Below are 21,381 nucleotides of genomic sequence, written 5' to 3' on the forward strand. Positions count from 1 at the left end.
ATGGATAGAATATGCATGATTATCGCTACATATAATTAATAGGTAAAAGTTTTAAATTGCTAAAATATTCTTTTGTAATAAGTTATATAAGGCAGTAAATTTTGAAGGAATTTTGAGGGGGATATTGAATTAGTACTATGGAACAATATTTCAATGATTTAAAATATACTGATTATAAATTGGGGGAATAATTTATGAAAAGTGCTGTATCAGATTGCTATGAGCCTAAATATGGCGAACCGTTAAGAATAATTCCTAAAGCACAGAGAGAGCAAGCTATAAAAAGAGCAGGATATAATACATTTCTTCTAAAACCACGAGAAGTATATATAGATTTATTGATACATAATAAAGTGAATAATAACAAATCAAAACAAGATATATTAAATAGTCAAGGTTCAAATTGTAACTATGATAAATATAGATTAGAACAAGTAGAATATCTTTTGGAAAGACTTAAAAAGGCTTTAATACCTGTAATAAATTCCAGTGCAGGTCAGGCTGTTTTTTTAGATGCAAAAAGGTTTTTATCACATATTCCACAGTCGCAGTTTCCAGCACAATCACTTGCAGCAGCATTATATGTAGACTCAGGGGTAAGGGGTATGGAAAGAGGAATAGTTTTTGCAGGAAGAGATAGTAAAACAGGAAAAGACCGTATCCCAAAGTTAGAACTTGTAAAGCTTACTATACCTCAAGGGGTTTATACCTATGCTCATTTGGATTATGTAGCGGAGGCTATAATATCTTTATATAAAAAGAGAAATGAAATTAAAGGTCTTAAATGGGAATATGAGCCTAAAATTTTAAGGTTTTTTACCGGTAGATTTAGCGTAATAGAATAAACTTTAGAAGGTACACATATGAAAAAAGAAAGAGTAAAACTTAGAACAAAAATTAGTGCATTAAATATAAGCGTAGTAGTTATTTCTCTAGTGGTTACTATAATTTTAATATATCAAATGAGGATGTCCTGGATAACAAAAGAGGCAGAAATTAATTTGATGAATATAAGCAAAATCATATCTAAATCACCATTTATAGTTAATGGATTGAAAAATAAAAAAGATTCAGATGAAATGCAAAGTTATGTGAAGGAAATAGTAAAATCAGGTAAGCATGTAGATTCAATAAGTATAGTAGATTTAAATGGAAATACTTATGCAAATTCCGATTTTGAAAAAATGTATGATACAAATATTCAGGGCATATCTGAATTAGCATCCATACAAAACAAAGAAATTTTAGAGGATAAGATAGAAAGCTTTGGAAAACTTATAATATCATTTGTTGTAGTAAGGGATGACAAAGGAGATCCCATAGGTTTTGTAATGGCAAAAGTATTAACTGAGAATATGGTAATAGCTGGATATGAAATAGTTATAACATTAATTCTTGTAATACTTTCAGGTCTGCTTATAGGAAGTGTAGGGTCACTTATAATATCAAAGAGTGTAAAAGAATCACTTTTAGGATATGAAGCAGAGCAAATTTCCAAGCTATTTATACAAAAGCAGGAGGTATTGGATTCCTTAGATGATGGCATAATTGCAGTAGATGATAGTTTAAAGGTAACCTTTTATAATAAGGGTGCTTTAAATATTCTAAAAATAGATGAAGATAAAATAGGAGAGAATATGATAAATATCATATCCAATTTCAATCTATCTCAGGTATTTAAAGATGGGGAACCTCAATATAATAAGGAAATAATTATAAATAACACAATAGTTGTCATAAATAGAATTCCAATAAAAAATAAAGACAAAGTTATAGGGGTAGTGGCAATATTTAGAGATAAAACTGAAATCACAAAGCTTGCCGAGGAGGTAACAGGAGTAAGACAAGTAGTAGAAGCACTAAGAGCTAATAATCATGAATTTATGAATAAACTTCATGTGATTTTAGGTCTTATTCAAATAGGTGAAACTGATGAGGCAAAAAAATATATAGTTAGTCAAACTAAGGAGCAGCAGCAAAAGGTAACTCTTGTTATGAATAAAATAGAAGACTCAACCATTGCAGCTCTTATGCTTGGAAAAATAAGCAGAGCAAAGGAAATGGGAGTAGAGCTTTATATTGACTCAAATAGTAATCTTAAAAGAACAAAGGGAAGAGTTAATAGCCATGCTTTAGTCACCATAATTGGGAACTTGCTTGAAAATGCTATAGAAGCAGTGAGTATAAGTGATAAGGAAAAGAAAGAAGTAAATATACTTATAGAGGAAGACTCCTCTTGTATTTTAATAGAGGTAAAAGATACAGGAGTAGGGATATCTAAAGAAAATTTGACCAAGGTGTTTTCTAACGGATATTCAACTAAAGGTGAAAATAGAGGAAAGGGACTTATGCTTTTAAAGCAAGTTGTTGAAAATTTAAATGGCAAGGTAGAAGTTTTTTCTAACGTAAACGAAGGATGTCAGTTTAAGATATACATTACAAAGGAGGCAAAGGATGATTAATGTACTTATAGTAGAAGATGACCCAATGGTAGCACAAATAAATAAAAGATACACGGAAAGTATAGAAGGATTTAAAGTAATTGGGGTTTGTGGCAATGGAAATGAAGCATTAAATACAATAAAGACCAAACAAATGCAACTAGTTATACTAGACTTATATATGCCCAAATTGGATGGAATAGAATTTTTAAAAGAAATTAGAAAAGAGCATATAATGACAGATGTAATAATGGTAACAGCTGCACACGAAACAAATAAATTAAATGAAGTATTAAAGCTTGGTGCTATAGATTATCTTGTAAAGCCCTTTGAATATGAAAGGTTTAAGGAAGCATTAAATAAATTTAAGCTAAGATATGAGCTTTTAAAAGAAAAGTCTACTTTAAATCAAGAGGATATAGATAAAATAACAAGTCAAAATTCTCCAAGTTTAAGTGAGGAATTTCAAAAGGGAATAAATGAGAGAACTTTATATAGAATAAAAAAATTTATAAAGGATTATAGAGAGGAATACTTTACCTCAGAGGAAATAGCTGAAGGAATGAAATTATCTAGAGTTACCATAAGAAGATATCTAGAATATATGTCATCCTTTGGAGAGCTAATAAGAGACATAGAATATGGAGAAGTGGGAAGACCAAAAACTAAATATAAAATTTCAATAGATAATAAATTAACAATGAAGTAGTACATAAAAAAAATTAGTGAAATGAGATGTATGTGAAAGTTGCAAAGAACTCATAAAAGTCCTTTGTAACTTTTTATTTTTGCAAATATATATCTTTTTTTATTCACAAATACTTTAAATTGATAAAGTCTATGTGTAAACGTTAACGATAATAACATAAGTTACAAAACAATTGCAATACTTTTGTAATGTAGAAGTTGTTAGAAAATTAGGATAATATATATTTAAGCAATAAATATACAATAATATTTAATTACACAAATAAAATCAATTGGCCAATTGGTTTATATTAGCATTAATTATATACTTAAGTTTAGGATTGAAGGGGGATATTATGGACTATAAAGAAATGAGCTTAAAGCTTCACGAAGAAAAGTGTGGTAAAGTAGAGGTTATATCTAAAGTTACAGTGAAAAATAGAGAGGATTTAAGTATTGCCTATACTCCTGGGGTAGCAGAACCTTGTAAAAAGATACATGAAGATATAGAAAATGTATATAAGTATACGGCTAAAAAGAACTTAGTAGCAGTAGTTACAGATGGAACAGCAGTACTTGGACTTGGAGATATAGGACCAGAAGCTGCTATGCCAGTTATGGAGGGAAAGGCAATACTTTTTAAGGAATTTGCGGATGTAGATGCATTTCCAATATGTTTAGATACAAAGGATGTTGAAGAAATAATAAAGACAGTTAAGTACTTATCTCCAACCTTTAGTGGAATAAACTTAGAGGATATCTCAGCACCAAGATGTTTTGAGATAGAAAAAAGGCTTAAGGAAGAACTTGATATACCTGTATTTCATGATGATCAGCATGGTACAGCCATAGTGGTTTTAGCAGGGCTTCTAAATGCATTAAAACTTGTGGATAAAAAGATAGAAGATGCAAAAATAGTTATAAATGGAGCAGGTTCTGCTGGAATATCTATATGTAAGCTTTTAATGGCAAGAGGAGCAAGAAATATTATTATGTGTGACATAAAGGGAGCTTTGCTAGAAGGAGAAAATTGGATGAACAAAGCTCAAGTAGAAATTGCAAAGGTTACAAATAGAAACTTCGAAAAAGGAACATTAAAAGATATTATAAAAGAAAAAGACGTATTTATTGGAGTTTCAGGACCTAATGTATTAAATGCAGAAATGGTTTCTACAATGAATAAAAATTCTATAATTTTTGCTATGGCAAATCCTTCACCTGAAATCCTTCCAGAGGAAGCTAAAAAGGGTGGAGCAAGAGTTATAGCTACAGGAAGATCTGACTATCCAAATCAAATAAATAATGTACTTGTTTTTCCTGGAATATTTAGAGGGGCATTAGATGTACGAGCAAGGGAAATAACAGAAGAAATGAAACTTGCAGCAGCAGAGGCAATTTCAAGTATTGTTAAAGATGAAGAATTAACTGAAGAATATATAATTCCAGACCCATTTAATAAAGAGGTAGTAGAAGCTGTTTCTAAGAAAGTAGGAGAAATAGCTATAAAAACTGGTATTGGTAAAATAAAATAAGAAATATTATAGGGGGCGATCAAATGGGTAAAAAGAAAATCAGTCTTGTAACCAAAATAATGCTAGGCTTAATACTTGGAGTAATAGTAGGATTATTTTTCACATCCTCACCTAAAATTGCTACAAACTATATAAAACCTATAGGCACATTGTTTTTAAACCTTATTAAAATGACTATAGTTCCATTGGTATTTTCATCCTTGGTGGTTGGGGCAGCAAGTGTTGGAGATGTTAAGAAGCTTGGCAGAATTGGCGGAAAGACTATGATTTATTTCTTTGTAACTACTGCTATAGCAATAATCATAGGATTAGTTCTTGCTAACATATTTAAGCCAGGGGTAGGCGTGACACTTATTGCGGGAGCTCAGCAAAAGGCTACTGAAGCGCCATCGTTAATTCAAACATTACTTGATATTGTTCCAACAAATCCAATAGATGCACTTGCTAAAGGAAATATGCTTCAAATTATATTCTTTGCAGTGTTTACAGGAGTAGGAGCAACTTATATTGGGGAAAAAGGAGAAGCTTACTTAAAGTTCTGTAATAGTTTAGCTGAAATTATGTATAAGTTAACTGAAGTAATAATGAATTTAGCACCTTATGGAGTATTTGCACTTATAGTTCCTGTCATTGCAACTAATGGACCAGCGGTATTGATTCCACTAATTAAAGTAATATTAGTTTGCTATGCTGGTTATATATTACATGCAATAATAGCGTATTCATTTTCTGTTAGTATGTTCTCCAAAATATCACCAATTGAATTTTTAAGAGGGACTTCAGCACCAACAGCGATAGCATTTAGCACAAGCAGCGGAGCAGGGACTTTACCTGTAGCTCTTAAAACAGTAAGAGAAAAATTTGGGGTATCAGAAGGAATAGCAAGTTTTGTGCTTCCGCTAGGTACTACAATAAATATGGACGGAACAGCAATATATCAAGCAGTATGCGCAATATTTATTGCACAGGCTTATGGAATTTCATTATCGGTTTCGCAGCAAATAACAATACTGCTTACAGCACTACTCGCTTCAATTGGGACAGCAGGGGTTCCTGGAGCAGGATTTATGATGCTCATGATGGTTTTATCTTCTGTAGGTCTTCCACTTGAAGGAGCAGCACTCATTGCAGGTATAGATAGAATACTTGATATGGGAAGAACTGCTGTAAATGTTACAGGAAATGTAGGAGCGTGTATTGTAATTGCAGGAACTGAAGGCGAAATAGATTATAGTAAGGCTTCAATAAAAAATAAAAATAGATCTGAAAATGCAGAAGCTTAAATTGGGGGATTAATATGAGTAAAATCGTGGGGATTTTAGGAGGAATGGGACCTCAAGCAACTTGTGATTTATTTAGTAAGATTATAAATTATACAAATGCTAAAAGTGATCAGGAAAATATTCACTTACTTATAGATGATAATGTAGAGATTCCTGATAGAACTAACTACATTTTGGGTAAAGGAGAAAATCCAATAACACCTATGGTAGAAACAGCAGTAAAACTTAGAAATGCTGGAGCAGAGATGATTATAATTCCATGTAACACAGCACATTACTTTTATAATAAACTGACAGAAGCTGTTGAGGTGCCTTTTATAAATATGATTGAAGAAGTGGGAAAATATATTTATAAAAGCTATGGTAAGTGCAAAGCAGGCCTTCTTGCAACCACAGGAACTTATCAAGGGAAAGTATATGAAACCTACTGTAAAAAGTATAATGTAGAAATTGTCTCGCCAAGTGATGACGATAAAAACTTTATTTTAGATTTAATTTATAGGGTTAAAGCAGGGGATATGAATTTTAATATAGACAAAATAATAGAAGTATTAAATGAGTTTAGGCGCAATGAAGTTAATACAATAATACTTGGATGCACAGAGCTTCCACTAGTGTTTGATAGTTTAGATAAAGATCTATTTAAGGACTTTAATTTTATATCATCTACAGATGTATTGGCAAAGAGAACGGTGGAACTAGCTCAAGCTAATTAATAATTAATACTTAGGGGGATTTAAAAATGAGATATAGAATAGAAAGTGACTCAATAGGAGAAAAAGAAGTTCCAATAAATGCTTATTATGGAGTACAAACCTTAAGGGCTTATGAAAATTTCAATATAACAGGACGTAGAATTCATCCACAGCTTATAAAAGCACTAGCTGAAATAAAAAAGGCAGCAGCTATAACAAACATGGATATTGAACTTTTAAATAGAAAAGTTGGAAATGCCATTGTAAAAGCTTGTGATGAAATTATAAAGGGGAAGTATCATGAGGAGTTTATAACAGATGCTGTACAGGGCGGCGCAGGCACATCCATGAACATGAATGCAAATGAAGTTGTAGCAAATATAGCTATACAAATCCTCGGAGGAGAAATGGGGGATTATAGTATAGTTCACCCTAATGACCATGTTAACATGGGTCAGTCTACAAATGACGTTATACCAACAGGGGGGAAAATTGCATCTATAAGATTATTAAATGGAGCTTTAATGAAGTTAAATGATTTAGTAGATGCCTTACTAAATAAATCAAAAGAGTTTGATCATGTAATTAAGATGGGAAGAACTCAACTTCAAGATGCAGTTCCAATAAGACTTGGACAGGAATTTAAGGCGTATGCAGATGCAGTAAAAAGAGATATAACCAGAATTAAGAGATCTATGGAAGATTTAAGGCATGTAAGTATAGGGGCAACTGCCATAGGAACTGGAATAAATGCTGATGAGGAATATGTAAAAAATGTAACTCCTAATTTAAGCATAGTTACAGAACTCGAACTTGTACAATGCGATGACTTAGTAGATGGGACTCAAAACCTAGATACCTTTGCAGCGGTATCTGGAGCATTAAAGGTTTGTGCAATAAATTTATCTAAAATATCAAATGACTTAAGATTAATGTCTTCAGGGCCAAGAACAGGTATAGGAGAAATTAATCTTCCAGCAAAACAAAATGGATCTTCTATAATGCCTGGAAAAGTTAATCCAGTAATACCTGAAGTAGTTAGTCAAGTAGCATTTAATATAATAGGAAATGATATGACAATTACTATGGCAGCAGAAGCAGGTCAATTAGAGTTGAATGCCTTTGAACCAGTACTTTATTATAAATTGTTTGAATCCATAGAAACTCTTACAAATGGAGTTAAAACCTTTATAGAAAACTGTGTAAATGGCATTACAGCAAATGAAAAGCGTTGTAAGGACTTAGTTGAAAACAGTGTAGGTATAATAACTGCCATATGCCCACATGTAGGGTATAAAAATTCAGCTAAAATAGCTAAAACTGCTATAAAAACTGGAGAATCTGTAAGAGAACTTATCTTAAAGGAAGGTTTATTAAAAGAAGCAGAACTAGATGTGATATTTGATGCATATGGTATGACTGAACCAGGAATTTCGGGGAAGGAACTTTTGAAGAGATAGTAATAATTGATTTAGTTATGAATTACAGAGTGGAAATAAAGTTCTAGAATTTGAAAAAGAAGTTTGCAAGTGTGCAAGCTTCTTTTTTATTTGAGCTAAACATAGGCAGCAATAGTGGCTTTGTAGAAAATAAGCTGCAGGTAGCTTGTTTGTTTTGCAAGAATAATAAAAAAAAGGTGCAAAAAAACACAATGGGTATTGGGTTTTTATGGATAAATCGATGTTGAACCGCAAGTTTGTTGGAATGTTTTTTCAAAACTTAGGAATTATTACATTGCTAAAGTAATATACATTTAATTGAAAATCTAATATAGGAGGCGTTCAAATGAAAGAAAAAAAGATGAGTCTTGTAACAAAAATAATGATAGGCTTGGTACTTGGAGTAATAGTAGGCTTATTTTTTACTTCATCACCTAAAATTGCTTCAGATTATATAAAGCCTATAGGAACACTATTTTTGAATCTTATTAAAATGACTATAGTACCATTAGTGTTTGCATCTTTAGTAATTGGTGCAGCAAGCGTTGGAGATATTAAAAAGCTTGGCAGAATTGGAGGAAAGACCATACTTTATTTCTTCTTAACTACTGGAGTAGCTATAGCCATAGGACTAGTTCTTGCAAATGTATTTAAACCTGGAGTAGGAGTTAAGCTTATAGCGGGAGTTCAGCCAAAAGTAAATGAGGCACCATCATTAATTCAAACATTAATTGATATTATTCCAACTAATCCAATAGATGCGCTTGTAAAGGGAAATATGCTTCAAATTATATTTTTTGCAATTTTTACAGGAGTATCAGCAACTTATATTGGGGAAAAGGGAGAGATGTATCTAAAGTTTTGTAATAGTTTAGCTGAAATTATGTATAAAATAACTGAAATGATAATGAATTTAGCACCTTATGGAGTATTTGCACTTATAGTTCCCGTTATTGCAGCTAACGGTCCAAAGGTTCTGCTTCCATTGATTAAATTAATACTAGTTTGTTATGCAGGATTTATATTACATTCAGTATTAGTGTATTCATTTTCTGTTAAAGCACTTTCCAAAATATCACCAAAAGAATTTTTTAAAGGAACTTCAGGTCCAGCGGCTTTAGCTTTCAGTACAAGCAGCAGTTCAGGAACATTACCATTAACTATTAAAACTGTTATGGAGAAATTTGGAGTGTCAGAAGGAATAGCAAGTTTTGTACTTCCTTTAGGTGCAACAATAAATATGGATGGAACAGCTATATATCAAGGGGTAAGTGCCATATTCATTGCACAAGTATACGGAATAGCATTGACACCGGGGCAGCAAGTTACTGTACTTTTAACAGCACTATTAGCATCTATTGGTACAGCAGGAGTTCCAGGAGCAGGATTTATGATGCTTATGATGGTTCTAACATCTGTAGGACTTCCGCTTGAAGGAGCTGCATTAATTGCAGGTATAGATAGAATACTTGACATGGGAAGAACGTCCGTAAATGTTATAGGAGATGTGGCAGGATCTATAGTAGTTGGTGCTACTGAAAATGAGATTGATTATGATAAGGCTTCTGTAAAAAAATAAACTTAAGGTATAGAAGTTTAGAATAGCAGCTTAATCTTTAAGTTGGGGGAGTAAAATGAGCAAAATTGTAGGGATTTTAGGAGGAATGGGACCGCAGGCAACTTGTGATTTGTTTAGCAAAATTATAAGCTATACCAATGCTAAAAGTGATCAGGAAAACATTCATTTACTTATAGATAATAATGTAGAAATTCCTGATAGAACTAGCTATATTTTAGGGAAAGGGGAAAATCCCATAGTATACATGATAGAAACCGCAGTAAAGCTGAAAAATGCTGGAGCGGATATGATTATAATGCCCTGTAATACGGCACATTACTTTTATGATAAGTTAACAGAAGCAGTAGAAGTGCCTTTTATAAATATGATTGAAGAAGTAGGAAGATATATTTATGAAAGCTATGGTAAGTGCAAAGTTGGACTTTTAGCAACCACGGGAACTTATAAGGGTAAAGTATATGAAACCTATTGCGATAAATACAATATAGAAGTTATCTCGCCTGATAATGAGGATAAGAATTATATATTAGATTTAATATATAAAGTTAAAGCAGGATATATGAATTTTAATGTTGAAAAAATAACAGAAATACTAAATAAATTTAAAGGTAATGGCATTAATATAATAATACTTGGATGTACAGAACTTCCTCTGGTATTTGATAGTTTGGATAAAGATTTATTTAAGGATTTTAATTTTGTATCATCTACAGATATTTTGGCTAAAAGAACGGTGAATATAGCAAAAGGTATTTAAAATATAATATCTTATATTAAAGGAGGACTTTTAAAGAACCTCCTTTATATTTTAAATATTAACAAATTGTTTTCTAAAATATCATGGTAAACTAAACCAAATTAAACTAAAATAAGTATTAGGCATTTCTCTTAAAAAGAAAACTTATACTAAAAAATGAAAAGTAATCATAAAAAATTCAAAAAGGGTATTGATAATTAATAATAATTATTATATAATAATAAATGTAAGTGAGAGAGGCGAAATTAAAATAATAATTAAAAATGATAATAACCCCATAAGATGGGATTAGAAATAAAAAATAAATGGATGATTTTAGGGAGGATTTTTATTATGAAAAAATTTGTATGTACAGTATGTGGATATATTCATGAAGGAGAAGCAGCACCAGAAAAGTGCCCACAGTGTGGAGTACCAGCAGATAAGTTTATAGAAAAAGTTGAAGGTGATTTTGCTTGGGCAGATGAGCATAAAATTGGAGTTGCAGAAGGCGTTGACCCAGAGGTTATAGAAGGATTAAGAGCAAACTTCACAGGAGAATGTACAGAAGTTGGAATGTATCTTGCAATGTCAAGACAGGCTGATAGAGAAGGATATCCAGAAATTGCTGAAGCTTATAAGAGAATAGCTTTTGAAGAAGCAGAACACGCAGCAAAATTTGCTGAGTTACTAGGAGAAGTATTAACAACTAGTACAGAAAAGAACTTACAGTTAAGACTTGAAGCAGAGCACGGAGCTTGCCAAGGTAAAAAAGACTTAGCAACACTTGCTAAAAAGTTAAACTTAGATGCAATTCATGACACAGTACATGAAATGTGCAAGGATGAAGCTAGACATGGAATGGCTTTCAAGGGCTTACTGGGGAGGTATTTTAAATAAGATAAAATCAAGCAATTATAAGACTTTTGGCACTATATAGACAACTAAAGGATACCCTGACGGGTGTCCTTTTTTGTTGCAGTGGTTGTATCCAACACTGTACACAACTCATAATACCAACCCCATACAGAGGTGAACACTGTACAACGCGTACAGCATTGATCCAAAAGCCTTTCGTGTCAATTGAATTAATTCAAAAGACCATAGACTACATTGATGAAAACATACGGGAAGAAATAACCGTAGATACGCTTGCAAGAATTGCAGGGTTTTCAACTTGCCATTATTATAGAGTATTTAATAGCATGATAGGATTATCAGTCATGGAATATATAACAAAGAGAAAACTTCAATTCGCCTTGTATGAGCTGAGTAATGGTAAAAGGATAATCGATATAGCTATGAATTACGGTTTCGAAACCCATGCTGGTTTTACAAAGGCATTTAAACGTTACTACGGGTATCCTCCGAATCTGTACCGAATTCATTCACCAGTTGGAGTACCTCAAAAGGTAAACCTTTCTAAACTGAAAACAAACAAAATGGGAGGCGTTGTTATGCAACCAAAAATTATTGAAAAGCCAACTTTCAAGGTAGTCGGATATGAGTTTAAAAATAACATGAAAAATACACTACACACACGGGACATCCCTGCATTTTGGGCACAAAGAGGGTTAACCGATGGAACGTGCGAAACTAAACTTTACAAATACTTAAATCCTCCCAAACATGGTGAGTATTGTATTTGTATAAATGCTGATATTTATTCGGATAATTTTTCATATCTTCTTGGTGATAAGCTGTGTTAGGGCTTGAAACCAGCCTGTAGCCGTTTGCGTAATCACCCATCTCAGCATCATATCGTGGGTCATTTACTGCCCGTCCAAAATTAATAAGATAAACAGGGATATGGATAAATATCTGACCTTGATGGATTTTAGAAATGATGAACATCTGGAATATAGTTTGCATAAAGTATACGAGGTGAACTAATTTCATGAGAGGAGTATTAAGTATGCTATATCTAAATATCCTTCAAGATATCGGTTTCGGAAACACTCTTACACAAGACGATCTGATAGAGCTGCTTTTGGAGAGGACAACCTTTGAAGAACTTGGATTTGACCACCTCATAAATGCAGAGTCGGATAGGGTCCAGTCAATTTTCAGCATACTGGATGGTCAAATTGTTAAAAATCCATCTATTACCAAGCTTGATATAGCAAACGATGGATTAAAGCGTGTACTGCAAGATATAACCAAAAAGGAAATGCCCGTTCAATCAAGCTTTAAGAACGTACAAGAAATACCAAGGGTAACCACAGGCTGCACTGCCACTACAACAACAACTACAACCAGTACTACAACCAAAACGACTACTACAAGCACCACCAGTACAACGACTACAACGACTTCAACAGCGTGTATCAGCCCTTGCCCATGCAGCCTGCTGACAACCTATAACGGAACTTATGACTATGTTGCCGGAGTCATTAACAGCGAGGGTGATCAGTACAATGGATGTATTGCAGAACTGTTCGCTGACGTTTGCGGTGATTGCCTCCGTTCTTCGTGCAGTTTAATAAAATACGATATCTATGGTAACGGGAGGCTGTATTATGAGTTAAACACTGACCCCATGTCATTTGACATCCAGTGTCCTGCTACAGGAGAGATAGTTATAACCGGCAGCGGTTTTGCAGCAGATAGTCTTGGAAATGTGGCGGGAGCGAGATTTACTTTGACTGCTCAAGATAATTCACTTGATAAATTTCAAATGGTTATTAATGCGGGAGCAGATGTTCTGAATCACAATAGTGGAATTATTGAATTGACTGGTCCTAAACAGGGAGACATTATAGTCAGTGATTGCACTTCTGCAGGAGTTGCAAAACTTCATGCGGAGGTGGATTACACTAAACTGGCAGAGAAAAAAGATAAACTTATTGAGCGTATTAACAAGTTGAACAAATAGTAACAAGTATGTGTAAGGCATAAAAAAAGGTGTGAATGAAATTGTCGATAATGATATATAAAGCCTCACCTTGTCAGCTTACATTCACAACAATACTAAGTATTTACAATGATATGCAAAAAAAGAAGAGGAATACAGGTATTCCTCGTATGGTATTTATACCGGATATAGGAAAGACTTTGAAGGTATAGTCTGTAAAGCATTTTTGCTTGACCTTTTTGCTAAAGATGAAACAAATGTACGGAGAAAGTATATAGAGATCGCACAATCTATGAAAGAAATAAGCAATATGTTTGTATCTGGGAGTACGCTCGGAAAGTGTATATTTTTTTGCACGTTATAAGGATTTTTATATCAGAAGCATTATCTTTCCCGATTATCAGGAGGCGTTTCCGAGTGAACTGCTAGCAGAGCTAGGGGTTTATTGCGACACCAATACGAATGGCGGGTATGTGTTTACCCTCTATTCTCATAATATTATTCATAATTTATGAGATCATCAATCTCACTTAGATGTAACTTAAAATGACGAAGGTAGTCAATAATCATTGCTTTTAGAGAGACGGTAGTATTTAATGTAGTGATCCATACGTTATTTAATTTATCAATATTTAAGTTGTTTATCACATGAATAATATGAGTATTGGAATATTTACATAACTGAACAAGATTCTGCCATTCTTCCTCCTGATAGTTCTGTATGGAAATCCATCTGTCATTATTACCTAAGTTTGCATAGTCCGGAAAAATCATAGGACTTGGTTGATATTGTAAATGTATTATTCTGTGTGTATTGTTTGAGGCGGAATCAACCATATGCCCGACAATCTGTTTAATTGACCTGTTTTGGCTGTTCCTTCTTACTCTTATCATATCTTCTGGAAGCTGTAGTAATTTTGATTCCCATTCATTAATTAACATCATAAGTTCTTCATTATTTTTCTTAAGTTCATGCATATAAAATCTCCTTTCGATTCAGATTAAAATAAATAGTTCTAAATGTTAGATAATATGGTATTATATGAGATAAGTTTAGTAAAATTGAAATATTCGAGAAGGAGCTGAATGTGAGATTATTTGAACGCCTGGGTCACAATATCACATTAACACCAGAAGGAAAGAAGCTACTTCCGATTGCTGAATAGATATTAAAACTTTCCGATGATGCAGTCAACATGATCGGAAACTCAGATAAACCGAGTGGAACTTTAATAATCGGCGCAGTTGAATCCTTATGTGTGTCTATGTTACCTAAACTTTTAAAAGCGTATCATTCAAGATAATAAAAAAGCAGTTGTAAAAGATTATAATCTTTTACAACTGCTTTTTATTAATAACTAATTCATCAGTCGCTAATCTCTAAAATAATTTAGCAATAACTCCTAGAGACTAGCGATTAGGGACTAAGGACTAGAGATTTACTGTAAATTCTAGCCCCCTAATTCTAATACCTACCCTAGCTCCTAGTACCTTTGTCCTAATTTTTGATTAGTGGCAGCCTGAACAAGTGGAGCATCCATCGCCATAATCACCCTTAAAAAGTGGTTCCAGTGAAAAACTATCTAGTCCAGTTTCCTCAGCAGATTTCAAAACAAAGCCGCCAAATTCAGCAACTAAGTCTTTATCAATAAGGAAAATCATATTTCCAATTTTAACAGCTTCATCATTGTTTTTTGGTTCATCTATAACAAGATTAAAAGATGGGCCTCCACAACCAATACCTGCTAAATTTATTCTAATTGTATCAGCAACTACATTGTTGTGAAGTAAAAATAATTTAAATTCTTTATAAGCTAAATCGCTCATGGAAAATGCAGCCATTTAAGTCACCTCCGATATTTTTGGAACTATATATATACTACTAAAATGGTAGAGAAAAGTAAAGAAGCTGAAAATAAATAATTAAAAGGAGTTGAGAAATTAATCTCAACTCCTTTTAATTAGTGGCATCCAGAACAAGTGGAACAGCCATCACCATCATCCTCTTTAAATACTGGGTCAAGTGAAAAGCCATTTAATCCATTTTCCTGACTAGATTTCATAACAAAACCACCATACTGATTAACTAAATCCTTATCAACTAGGAAATTCATATCTCCAATTTTAACAACTTCATCATTTGCCTTTTGTTCATCCAGAACAAGGTTAAAAGATGGGCCTCCTCAGCCAACGCCTGCTAAATGTATTCTGATTGTATCAGAGTTTACATTGTTTTCTTGTAAAAATAACTTGAATTCTTTATAAGCTAAATCGCTCATAGAAAATGCAGCCATGTAAGTCACCTCCATTATTTTTTAATATAACTATTGAAAGATTTTATGTTATGGGTATAATTGTAGTACATAGAATGTATATTTTCAATAGAACGATGATTCTGATTATACTTTAAATATAGTATAAGGGATAGGGGGAATGAGAAAATGTATGCTTGGCAGGAAGAAAGACCTTTAGTTTTGAAACAATATACCCCAGAGATGTTTTTTAAATACGTGTGTATGCTTATAGGAAAGGAATTTAATGCTGAATTTTATTACATAATGAAAAAGAATTCATGCGTACTTAGGATGTTTAAATATATTGTTCAAATAGAAAAAGAAGAAGTGGAAAGACTTCAATATAAGAAGCCATATGCTCTAGATAAATATCTGCTTGAAGAGTTAAAAAAACAAGGACTTGCCTTTGATATAAACAAAAGCACATATATAAAATGTTGCTACTATGAAGATGAGAAAAAGGAAGTTTATGATAAAAACAATACGGATTTAAAATTTAGTGAAAAGTTTAATATATCTATTCCAGAAGGAGGGTTGTTTTATCCATGCTGTGGAGAAGACAGCTATGAGCCTCTTTATTTGTTTATGGATATTATAAGTGAATTCCATTTTGCAGATAGTAATAAGATTATCCTTCCTCATTTAGAATGTGGAGTGAGAAGAACTAGTGAAGAAAGGAATAGTCTAGAAAATAATATAGGAACATTTAATTCAAAGGATGTTCCTTTTGCAGTAGCTATGTTTAATAATAAAAATTTCGAAACTATGAAATCCTTAGAAGATAGTCTTTTAATGAACTTGGAATTTATTAAGTTTTCAGATATAAGTAATAAAGAAATATGGAAGACAAAATATGAAAATAATAAGAAAATAGAAGTGTATACTCATAAATATGATGGTTTTTTAGGGATAATGAGCATAGAAAAAATATCTGTGTTTTATTATAGAGGAAGAAATAACAGAAATAAGAATGCAGCGTTTAATTGGTTTGAGGAGATAGCTTTTAATACTGCGATTGATAAACTTCAGGATGGAGGAATTATAGTAACAGATGGTATAAATCCTAATGAAAAGGATAAAGATAAAAGCGTTATTTGGAATGTTTTATGGAAGGATGAAAATATTAGTTTTAATTATAAAAATAGAAAGTTTAGTTTTATTGGAGAGCTAGGTAGATTGCTAAAAGTTTGGAAGGTAGAAAAAATAGTGATGAAAATGGACTAATACGGTATTATATTATAATATAAATAAATTTAAAGCTTAATAAAAAACTAAATTAACTTTATAGTAAGAAAGAGGGAGTTTTTGTGAATCTTTATGAGGTACTAGAAAATGTTAAGTTGTGGACAAGAGAAGTTGGAAAACTTCAACTAGAAAAATATAATTCTAAAATAAAATATACAAGTAAGTCTACTGTTGTAGATATGGTGACTGAAGTAGATATATTATCTGAAAAGATTATTATAGACAAGATAAAAAGTACTTATCCAAACCATGCTATATTATCTGAGGAAGAAGGAGAAATTAAAAGTGAAAGTGAATATTTATGGGTAATTGATCCTTTAGATGGTACAAACAATTATTTGCATGCTTTCCCAATATTTTGTGTATCCATTGCACTTAAAAAGGGAGAGGAAACTATACTTGGAGTTATCTATGTTCCAAGGCTTGACGAAATGTTTTATGCTATAAAAGGTGAAGGTGCATTTTTAAACGATGAAAAAATTGAAGTAGCTCAAAAGGGAAATTTAGAACAATGCATACTTACTACGGGATTCCCTTATGATAAAAAGATATCAAAGCATAATAATGTAAATTTATTTACTAATATAATAACAGAGCTTCAAGGGATAAGAAGAACAGGTAGTGCAGCTTTTGATTTATGCTGTGTAGCATGCGGAAGAATTGATGGATACTGGGAACTTAAATTAGGACTTTGGGATTTAGCTGCTGGGGCGCTTATAGTGGAAGAAGCAGGCGGAAAAGTAATGACTTCTTATTTAAACAAAGAAAACGGAGAAATAGGAGTTAATATAATAGCAGGAAATGAAACTGTAGTAGAAAAGGTTCTAGGCAAGCTAAGTGAAGTAAGCAATTATTTTAATAAATAGTTTATAGATAAGACTTAAGGGGGATGAGTAGTAATGTTTGATTTAAGTGTTTTTGATAATCTTACTCAAAAGCAAAAGTATGAAAGCTTGCTTTCAATGATGGATTCTTTATTAAAGGATGAGACAGACGTAATTACTAATTTAAGTAATGCATCTGCACTTATAAAGGCATTAGTTAGTGATGTAAATTGGGCTGGTTTTTATATTATTAAAAATAATGAATTAGTCTTAGGACCTTTTCAGGGGCTCCCAGCATGCAATAGAATTCAAATAGGTAAAGGTGTATGTGGAACTTCAGCATTCAAAGGTGAAACAATGCTTGTAAAAGATGTACATAGTTTCCCGGGACATATTGCTTGCGATTCTCAGTCTAATTCTGAAGTTGTAATACCTTTAAAACAAAATAATAAGGTATATGGAGTGCTTGATTTGGATAGCCCAACAGTGGGGAGATTTAATGAAGAAGACAAAACGTATTTAGAAAAAGTAGTTGAAATTATAAATAAATATGTAAACTTTGAAGAATTGAATTAATACATCTGAATTTAATTAGGGAGTTACTCTTAATATGTTTGAATAATTTTAATATTGACACAAAGGCGAAAATCCGTATTTTTTGTTATATAATAGTGGATATTACTTAAAAAATATATAAAAGGAGTCGTTGTCGTGAAGATAAGCAATTTTGTTTTATCAAGAAATACAATAGACAACAGGTTTAAATACGGAATAAAATTTGTCCCAGAGAAGGTTTTAAATAAATACCTAGACTATATGCTAGTAGTCTTAAAAAAATTAAACGAAAAAGAAGATGGATTTAACTTAACATTTAAAAAAGACAAGCTTTTTAATAATATACAACTTTCAACTAATGAATTTAAAACATATATAAATATGTTATATGACTTTTATAATTCGTTGGGAGAAGAAAAAAATGTAGAAGTAGAATTTATTACTAAGAATTCAAAGGATAAAATAATACTTACTTCTTTAAATGATGATCATATAAAGGTATGTTCTGTAAAACAAAATTTTGATGAAGAAAAAAGAGTATTTTTTATACTTATGAAGGAAGAGTTGATAGATTATATAACTTCACTAAATGCTGTATATAGAGAAAATGAAATTCAAAGAAATTTAAATGGTGTTTCTAAAGGCTTTATAAGAAAGTCTGAGAGAGATGCATTATATTTACAGACATTATATATATGGGCTAATCAGGCTTTAGACAATAAGGATATTAAGGCTTTTGAGTTAATATCATCAGAAATTAAAAAAATAAAAGAAAATTTATAAAAAAGTATGAAGAATGTGAATATTTTCTGAAGATAAGGGAAGATTAATTAATGGATAGAGGTAAGAAAACAATCTATCCATTTGCTGAACAAGCAACACACTAAAATCATCATTAAACAATTTCATAATAAGCTCCCCTTATCCAATATTTTATAAACACAGCACTGCATGTTAGGCGGTTGCTGTGTTATTTTTATTTTTTGTTATTATTGGAATTGGTGCCAACTTTAGGTTTGCTTTATAAAATAGTATAAAGTAAACTTTGTCTAATATTAAATCATAGATATAAATTATTTTAAATAATTAAGTTAATTAGCAGAAGTGCAGATATTATTTGAACAGTCGCAATTAAAATACCATACATTGATGCTTTAGGACCCTGAGTTACTAAGTCTTTAAATTTTACTCTCATGCCAATACCAGCTAGAGCTATAATTTCAAAGTTACTACTTACAATTTTAAATAATTTAGATAGTGTTTGAGGTATAACGCCAACACTAAAAAGTGTGCAAGCTATAAAAAAGCCCATAACATACCAAGGAATTTTAGCCTTAGCACTCCCTTGAGTTTCGCCTTGAGACTTTTTCTTCATATTTGCAAAGATGAGTACTACCACTATTAAAAATATAATTCTAACAATTTTAAATATAGTTGCTAAATCCTTAACGTCTTCATTAACAAGACTTCCGCTGGCAATAACTTGTCCCACGGATTGAAGTACTCCACCTATCATAGCAGAAGTTTTTAAAGTATCTAAAGAAAATGCTAAATTAGCAATTGCAGGTAAAAGAAGCATAAGTATAGTTCCTACTACGTTAACAATAGTAATTGCAATCCCTTTGTCTTTATCATCAGCCCCAATAACAGGTGCAGTTGAAGCGATTGCAGAAGAACCACATACAGCATTACCGCTTGCCATTAGTAGTCTAAAGTTTTCGGAAAAACCAAGTTTTTTACCAATGAGTATGGCAGCTATTATTGTAATAGCCATTTGAATAACTATAAATCCTACCCCGGAAATCCCTAATTTAAGTATGGTGTTAAAATTTAATGTACCTCCTAAAAGTACTATTGAATATGCAAGTAAATCACTTTCGGAAAATTTAGAGCCTTTAGCATACATCTTTTTATTTCCAAAGGTATTTCCTACAATCATACCTAAAAATAGAGCTAAAGATGCACCCCCTATAGCAGGCATATACATTCCTATAAATTTACCCGTATAAGCAATAGCTATACACATAAGCACTCCGGGAAAGATATCTTTTATTTTACTTTTCAGTTTAGATAAGTTCATTTTATGTCCTCCTTATATTAGTTAATAGTTCATATTAAACAGTTAGTGGAATTTAATGAAGGTGAATTTTATTCAATAAGTATTAACATTAACTATAAAAAGCTATCCTCCAACTTTTAAGAACCTCTATTATAGATTATAATACCTTTATAACCATAATAAAAATAAATCTTTTTAATTGTAACGATTAAAAAAACTTATAGTTTTATTGGGAGGAGATCGCTAATGCTTGATGAATTTAGATATTTTATAGCTGTAGTAGAGTATAAAAATTTTACTAAGGCTGCAGAACACTTGAATATTTCTCAACCAAGTGTAAGTTTACATATAAAGCACCTAGAAGAGGAGTTTAAAGTTACCTTAATAGAAAGATCAAGTAAACAAAAAAAGATAACAATAACTCCTGCGGGAAAGCTTTTCTATGAAAGAGCTAAAGAAATGATAGATTTAATGGAAAAGACCAAATCAGATCTTTTAGATTATAACAAAGTTATTAAAGGTAAATTAAAGATTGGAGCAAGTTTTACTGTGGGAGAATATTTTCTGCCACAGTTTCTGAAAGACTTTGCCAGGGAATTTTCAAAATTAGATATAGAAGTGGTGATAAAAAATACTATGGATATATGTGATTTAGTAAAAAACAAGGAAGTGGACATAGGCTTGGTGGAAGGAAGTGTACCAAGCTCCCATTTTAAGTATGATGCATTTTATCAAGATGAAATGGTGCTAGCTGTTCCATATAACCATAAGCTTTCTAAGATGAATTCCCCATTGAAGGAGCTACAAAGTCAAACATGGATAAGCCGTGAAGTAGGTTCAGGTACTAGGGATTATTTGAACTTTTTTCTTTCATCCAATAATATAGAGCCGGAAAATATAATGATATTTGGAAGTAATCATGCTGTAAAGGAGGCAGTTAAAAATGGACTTGGCATAACCCTTATATCTTCGTACGTAACTAAACGAGCTGTAGAAAGTAAAGAGGTTACAGTGATAAGTCTTCCTAAACATTATATAAGGCACTTTAATTATATAATACCTAAGGATGGAAACGCTCCTAAGGCAGTTGAAATGCTTATAGAAAAATTGAGACATATTTAATGTTGAATTTAGTATGAGATTTGCATTGTAGAAGGT

General features: G+C 31.9%; 21 protein-coding genes. 17 read left to right on the forward strand and 4 right to left on the reverse strand.

Features of this window, described 5'->3' with window-relative positions:
* The first annotated feature begins 194 nt into the window (after positions 1-194).
* From BSD9I1_RS04695 to BSD9I1_RS04750, 12 genes are all read left to right on the forward strand, one after another.
* On the forward strand, positions 195-845 hold the full coding sequence (locus tag BSD9I1_RS04695; RefSeq protein ID WP_186429345.1) for a beta-eliminating lyase-related protein: 651 nt from the start codon (positions 195-197) through the stop codon (positions 843-845).
* A gap of 18 nt (positions 846-863) precedes the next feature.
* Entirely contained in the window at positions 864-2,462 is a 1,599-nt protein-coding gene (locus BSD9I1_RS04700; RefSeq protein WP_035311383.1) for a sensor histidine kinase, read from the forward strand.
* The gene (locus BSD9I1_RS04705) at positions 2,455-3,150 is read left to right on the forward strand and encodes a response regulator (RefSeq protein ID WP_186429346.1); all 696 of its coding nucleotides are present in this window, start codon (positions 2,455-2,457) and stop codon (positions 3,148-3,150) included. Before BSD9I1_RS04700 ends, BSD9I1_RS04705 begins: the two co-directional genes overlap by 8 nt.
* 334 nt (positions 3,151-3,484) lie before the next feature.
* Entirely contained in the window at positions 3,485-4,660 is a 1,176-nt protein-coding gene (locus BSD9I1_RS04710; RefSeq protein WP_186429347.1) for an NADP-dependent malic enzyme, read from the forward strand.
* A gap of 23 nt (positions 4,661-4,683) precedes the next feature.
* The gene (locus tag BSD9I1_RS04715) at positions 4,684-5,943 is read left to right on the forward strand and encodes a dicarboxylate/amino acid:cation symporter (RefSeq protein WP_242966412.1); all 1,260 of its coding nucleotides are present in this window, start codon (positions 4,684-4,686) and stop codon (positions 5,941-5,943) included.
* A gap of 14 nt (positions 5,944-5,957) precedes the next feature.
* Positions 5,958-6,659, forward strand: a complete 702-nt coding sequence (locus tag BSD9I1_RS04720; protein WP_186429348.1) for an aspartate/glutamate racemase family protein — start codon at positions 5,958-5,960, stop codon at positions 6,657-6,659.
* A 26-nt stretch (positions 6,660-6,685) separates the two neighbouring features.
* Entirely contained in the window at positions 6,686-8,098 is a 1,413-nt protein-coding gene (locus BSD9I1_RS04725; RefSeq protein ID WP_186429349.1) for an aspartate ammonia-lyase, read from the forward strand.
* Between the two features lie 325 nt (positions 8,099-8,423).
* The gene (locus tag BSD9I1_RS04730) at positions 8,424-9,656 is read left to right on the forward strand and encodes a dicarboxylate/amino acid:cation symporter (protein WP_373419339.1); all 1,233 of its coding nucleotides are present in this window, start codon (positions 8,424-8,426) and stop codon (positions 9,654-9,656) included.
* Between the two features lie 55 nt (positions 9,657-9,711).
* On the forward strand, positions 9,712-10,413 hold the full coding sequence (locus BSD9I1_RS04735) for an aspartate/glutamate racemase family protein (RefSeq protein WP_186429350.1): 702 nt from the start codon (positions 9,712-9,714) through the stop codon (positions 10,411-10,413).
* A 333-nt stretch (positions 10,414-10,746) separates the two neighbouring features.
* Entirely contained in the window at positions 10,747-11,292 is a 546-nt protein-coding gene (locus tag BSD9I1_RS04740; protein ID WP_186429351.1) for an NADH peroxidase, read from the forward strand.
* A 176-nt stretch (positions 11,293-11,468) separates the two neighbouring features.
* Positions 11,469-12,101, forward strand: a complete 633-nt coding sequence (locus tag BSD9I1_RS04745) for an AraC family transcriptional regulator (protein ID WP_186429352.1) — start codon at positions 11,469-11,471, stop codon at positions 12,099-12,101.
* Positions 12,102-12,289: 188 nt separating this feature from the next.
* On the forward strand, positions 12,290-13,267 hold the full coding sequence (locus BSD9I1_RS04750; protein WP_186429353.1) for a hypothetical protein: 978 nt from the start codon (positions 12,290-12,292) through the stop codon (positions 13,265-13,267).
* Between the two features lie 477 nt (positions 13,268-13,744).
* Here the strand turns inward: BSD9I1_RS04750 and BSD9I1_RS04755 are convergent, their stop codons facing one another.
* From BSD9I1_RS04755 to BSD9I1_RS19060, 3 genes are all read right to left on the reverse strand, one after another.
* Positions 13,745-14,224, reverse strand: a complete 480-nt coding sequence (locus BSD9I1_RS04755) for a DinB family protein (protein ID WP_186429354.1) — start codon at positions 14,222-14,224, stop codon at positions 13,745-13,747.
* Between the two features lie 531 nt (positions 14,225-14,755).
* The gene (locus tag BSD9I1_RS04760) at positions 14,756-15,088 is read right to left on the reverse strand and encodes a HesB-like protein (RefSeq protein ID WP_035311669.1); all 333 of its coding nucleotides are present in this window, start codon (positions 15,086-15,088) and stop codon (positions 14,756-14,758) included.
* 119 nt (positions 15,089-15,207) lie between these two features.
* A complete protein-coding gene (locus tag BSD9I1_RS19060) occupies positions 15,208-15,540 on the reverse strand; it encodes a HesB-like protein (protein WP_081957317.1) in 333 nt (110 codons plus the stop codon).
* Positions 15,541-15,687: 147 nt separating this feature from the next.
* Between BSD9I1_RS19060 and BSD9I1_RS04770 the strand changes: the two genes are divergently transcribed.
* The 4 genes from BSD9I1_RS04770 to BSD9I1_RS04785 all read left to right on the forward strand — a co-directional run bounded on the left by BSD9I1_RS04770 (position 15,688) and on the right by BSD9I1_RS04785 (position 18,947).
* On the forward strand, positions 15,688-16,764 hold the full coding sequence (locus BSD9I1_RS04770; RefSeq protein ID WP_186429355.1) for a hypothetical protein: 1,077 nt from the start codon (positions 15,688-15,690) through the stop codon (positions 16,762-16,764).
* An 83-nt stretch (positions 16,765-16,847) separates the two neighbouring features.
* Positions 16,848-17,651 (forward strand): inositol monophosphatase family protein, encoded by an 804-nt coding sequence (locus BSD9I1_RS04775; RefSeq protein WP_186429356.1) that lies wholly within the window; start codon positions 16,848-16,850, stop codon positions 17,649-17,651.
* A 33-nt stretch (positions 17,652-17,684) separates the two neighbouring features.
* Positions 17,685-18,185 carry a GAF domain-containing protein gene (locus tag BSD9I1_RS04780; RefSeq protein ID WP_186429357.1) on the forward strand — a complete coding sequence of 167 codons (501 nt, stop codon included), beginning with the start codon at positions 17,685-17,687 and terminating at the stop codon, positions 18,183-18,185.
* A 135-nt stretch (positions 18,186-18,320) separates the two neighbouring features.
* Positions 18,321-18,947 (forward strand): hypothetical protein, encoded by a 627-nt coding sequence (locus tag BSD9I1_RS04785; protein ID WP_186429358.1) that lies wholly within the window; start codon positions 18,321-18,323, stop codon positions 18,945-18,947.
* A gap of 295 nt (positions 18,948-19,242) precedes the next feature.
* Here BSD9I1_RS04785 and BSD9I1_RS04790 read toward each other — a convergent pair whose 3' ends face one another.
* Positions 19,243-20,244, reverse strand: coding sequence for a YeiH family protein (locus tag BSD9I1_RS04790; RefSeq protein ID WP_186429359.1), 1,002 nt, complete (start codon positions 20,242-20,244; stop codon positions 19,243-19,245).
* A gap of 225 nt (positions 20,245-20,469) precedes the next feature.
* Between BSD9I1_RS04790 and BSD9I1_RS04795 the strand changes: the two genes are divergently transcribed.
* A complete protein-coding gene (locus BSD9I1_RS04795; RefSeq protein WP_186429360.1) occupies positions 20,470-21,345 on the forward strand; it encodes a LysR family transcriptional regulator in 876 nt (291 codons plus the stop codon).
* Positions 21,346-21,381 lie beyond the last annotated feature (36 nt).

The organism is Clostridium sp. BSD9I1 (assembly GCF_900185645.1).
In the GTDB taxonomy this organism is placed as follows: Bacteria; Bacillota; Clostridia; order Clostridiales; family Clostridiaceae; genus Clostridium_AK.

Excerpts from the sequence above, each read along its gene's own strand:
- BSD9I1_RS04725 (WP_186429349.1), top strand. The coding sequence starts at position 6,686 with ATGAGATATAGAATAGAAAGTGACTCAATAGGAGAAAAAGAAGTTCCA.
- BSD9I1_RS04705 (WP_186429346.1), top strand. The coding sequence starts at position 2,455 with ATGATTAATGTACTTATAGTAGAAGATGACCCAATGGTAGCACAAATA.
- BSD9I1_RS04790 (WP_186429359.1), bottom strand. The coding sequence starts at position 20,244 with ATGAACTTATCTAAACTGAAAAGTAAAATAAAAGATATCTTTCCCGGA.
- BSD9I1_RS04780 (WP_186429357.1), top strand. The coding sequence starts at position 17,685 with ATGTTTGATTTAAGTGTTTTTGATAATCTTACTCAAAAGCAAAAGTAT.
- BSD9I1_RS04795 (WP_186429360.1), top strand. The coding sequence starts at position 20,470 with ATGCTTGATGAATTTAGATATTTTATAGCTGTAGTAGAGTATAAAAAT.
- BSD9I1_RS04740 (WP_186429351.1), top strand. The coding sequence starts at position 10,747 with ATGAAAAAATTTGTATGTACAGTATGTGGATATATTCATGAAGGAGAA.
- BSD9I1_RS04715 (WP_242966412.1), top strand. The coding sequence starts at position 4,684 with ATGGGTAAAAAGAAAATCAGTCTTGTAACCAAAATAATGCTAGGCTTA.
- BSD9I1_RS04760 (WP_035311669.1), bottom strand. The coding sequence starts at position 15,088 with ATGGCTGCATTTTCCATGAGCGATTTAGCTTATAAAGAATTTAAATTA.
- BSD9I1_RS04720 (WP_186429348.1), top strand. The coding sequence starts at position 5,958 with ATGAGTAAAATCGTGGGGATTTTAGGAGGAATGGGACCTCAAGCAACT.
- BSD9I1_RS04730 (WP_373419339.1), top strand. The coding sequence starts at position 8,424 with ATGAAAGAAAAAAAGATGAGTCTTGTAACAAAAATAATGATAGGCTTG.
- BSD9I1_RS04770 (WP_186429355.1), top strand. The coding sequence starts at position 15,688 with ATGTATGCTTGGCAGGAAGAAAGACCTTTAGTTTTGAAACAATATACC.
- BSD9I1_RS04750 (WP_186429353.1), top strand. The coding sequence starts at position 12,290 with ATGAGAGGAGTATTAAGTATGCTATATCTAAATATCCTTCAAGATATC.
- BSD9I1_RS04695 (WP_186429345.1), top strand. The coding sequence starts at position 195 with ATGAAAAGTGCTGTATCAGATTGCTATGAGCCTAAATATGGCGAACCG.
- BSD9I1_RS04710 (WP_186429347.1), top strand. The coding sequence starts at position 3,485 with ATGGACTATAAAGAAATGAGCTTAAAGCTTCACGAAGAAAAGTGTGGT.
- BSD9I1_RS04700 (WP_035311383.1), top strand. The coding sequence starts at position 864 with ATGAAAAAAGAAAGAGTAAAACTTAGAACAAAAATTAGTGCATTAAAT.
- BSD9I1_RS04735 (WP_186429350.1), top strand. The coding sequence starts at position 9,712 with ATGAGCAAAATTGTAGGGATTTTAGGAGGAATGGGACCGCAGGCAACT.
- BSD9I1_RS04755 (WP_186429354.1), bottom strand. The coding sequence starts at position 14,224 with ATGCATGAACTTAAGAAAAATAATGAAGAACTTATGATGTTAATTAAT.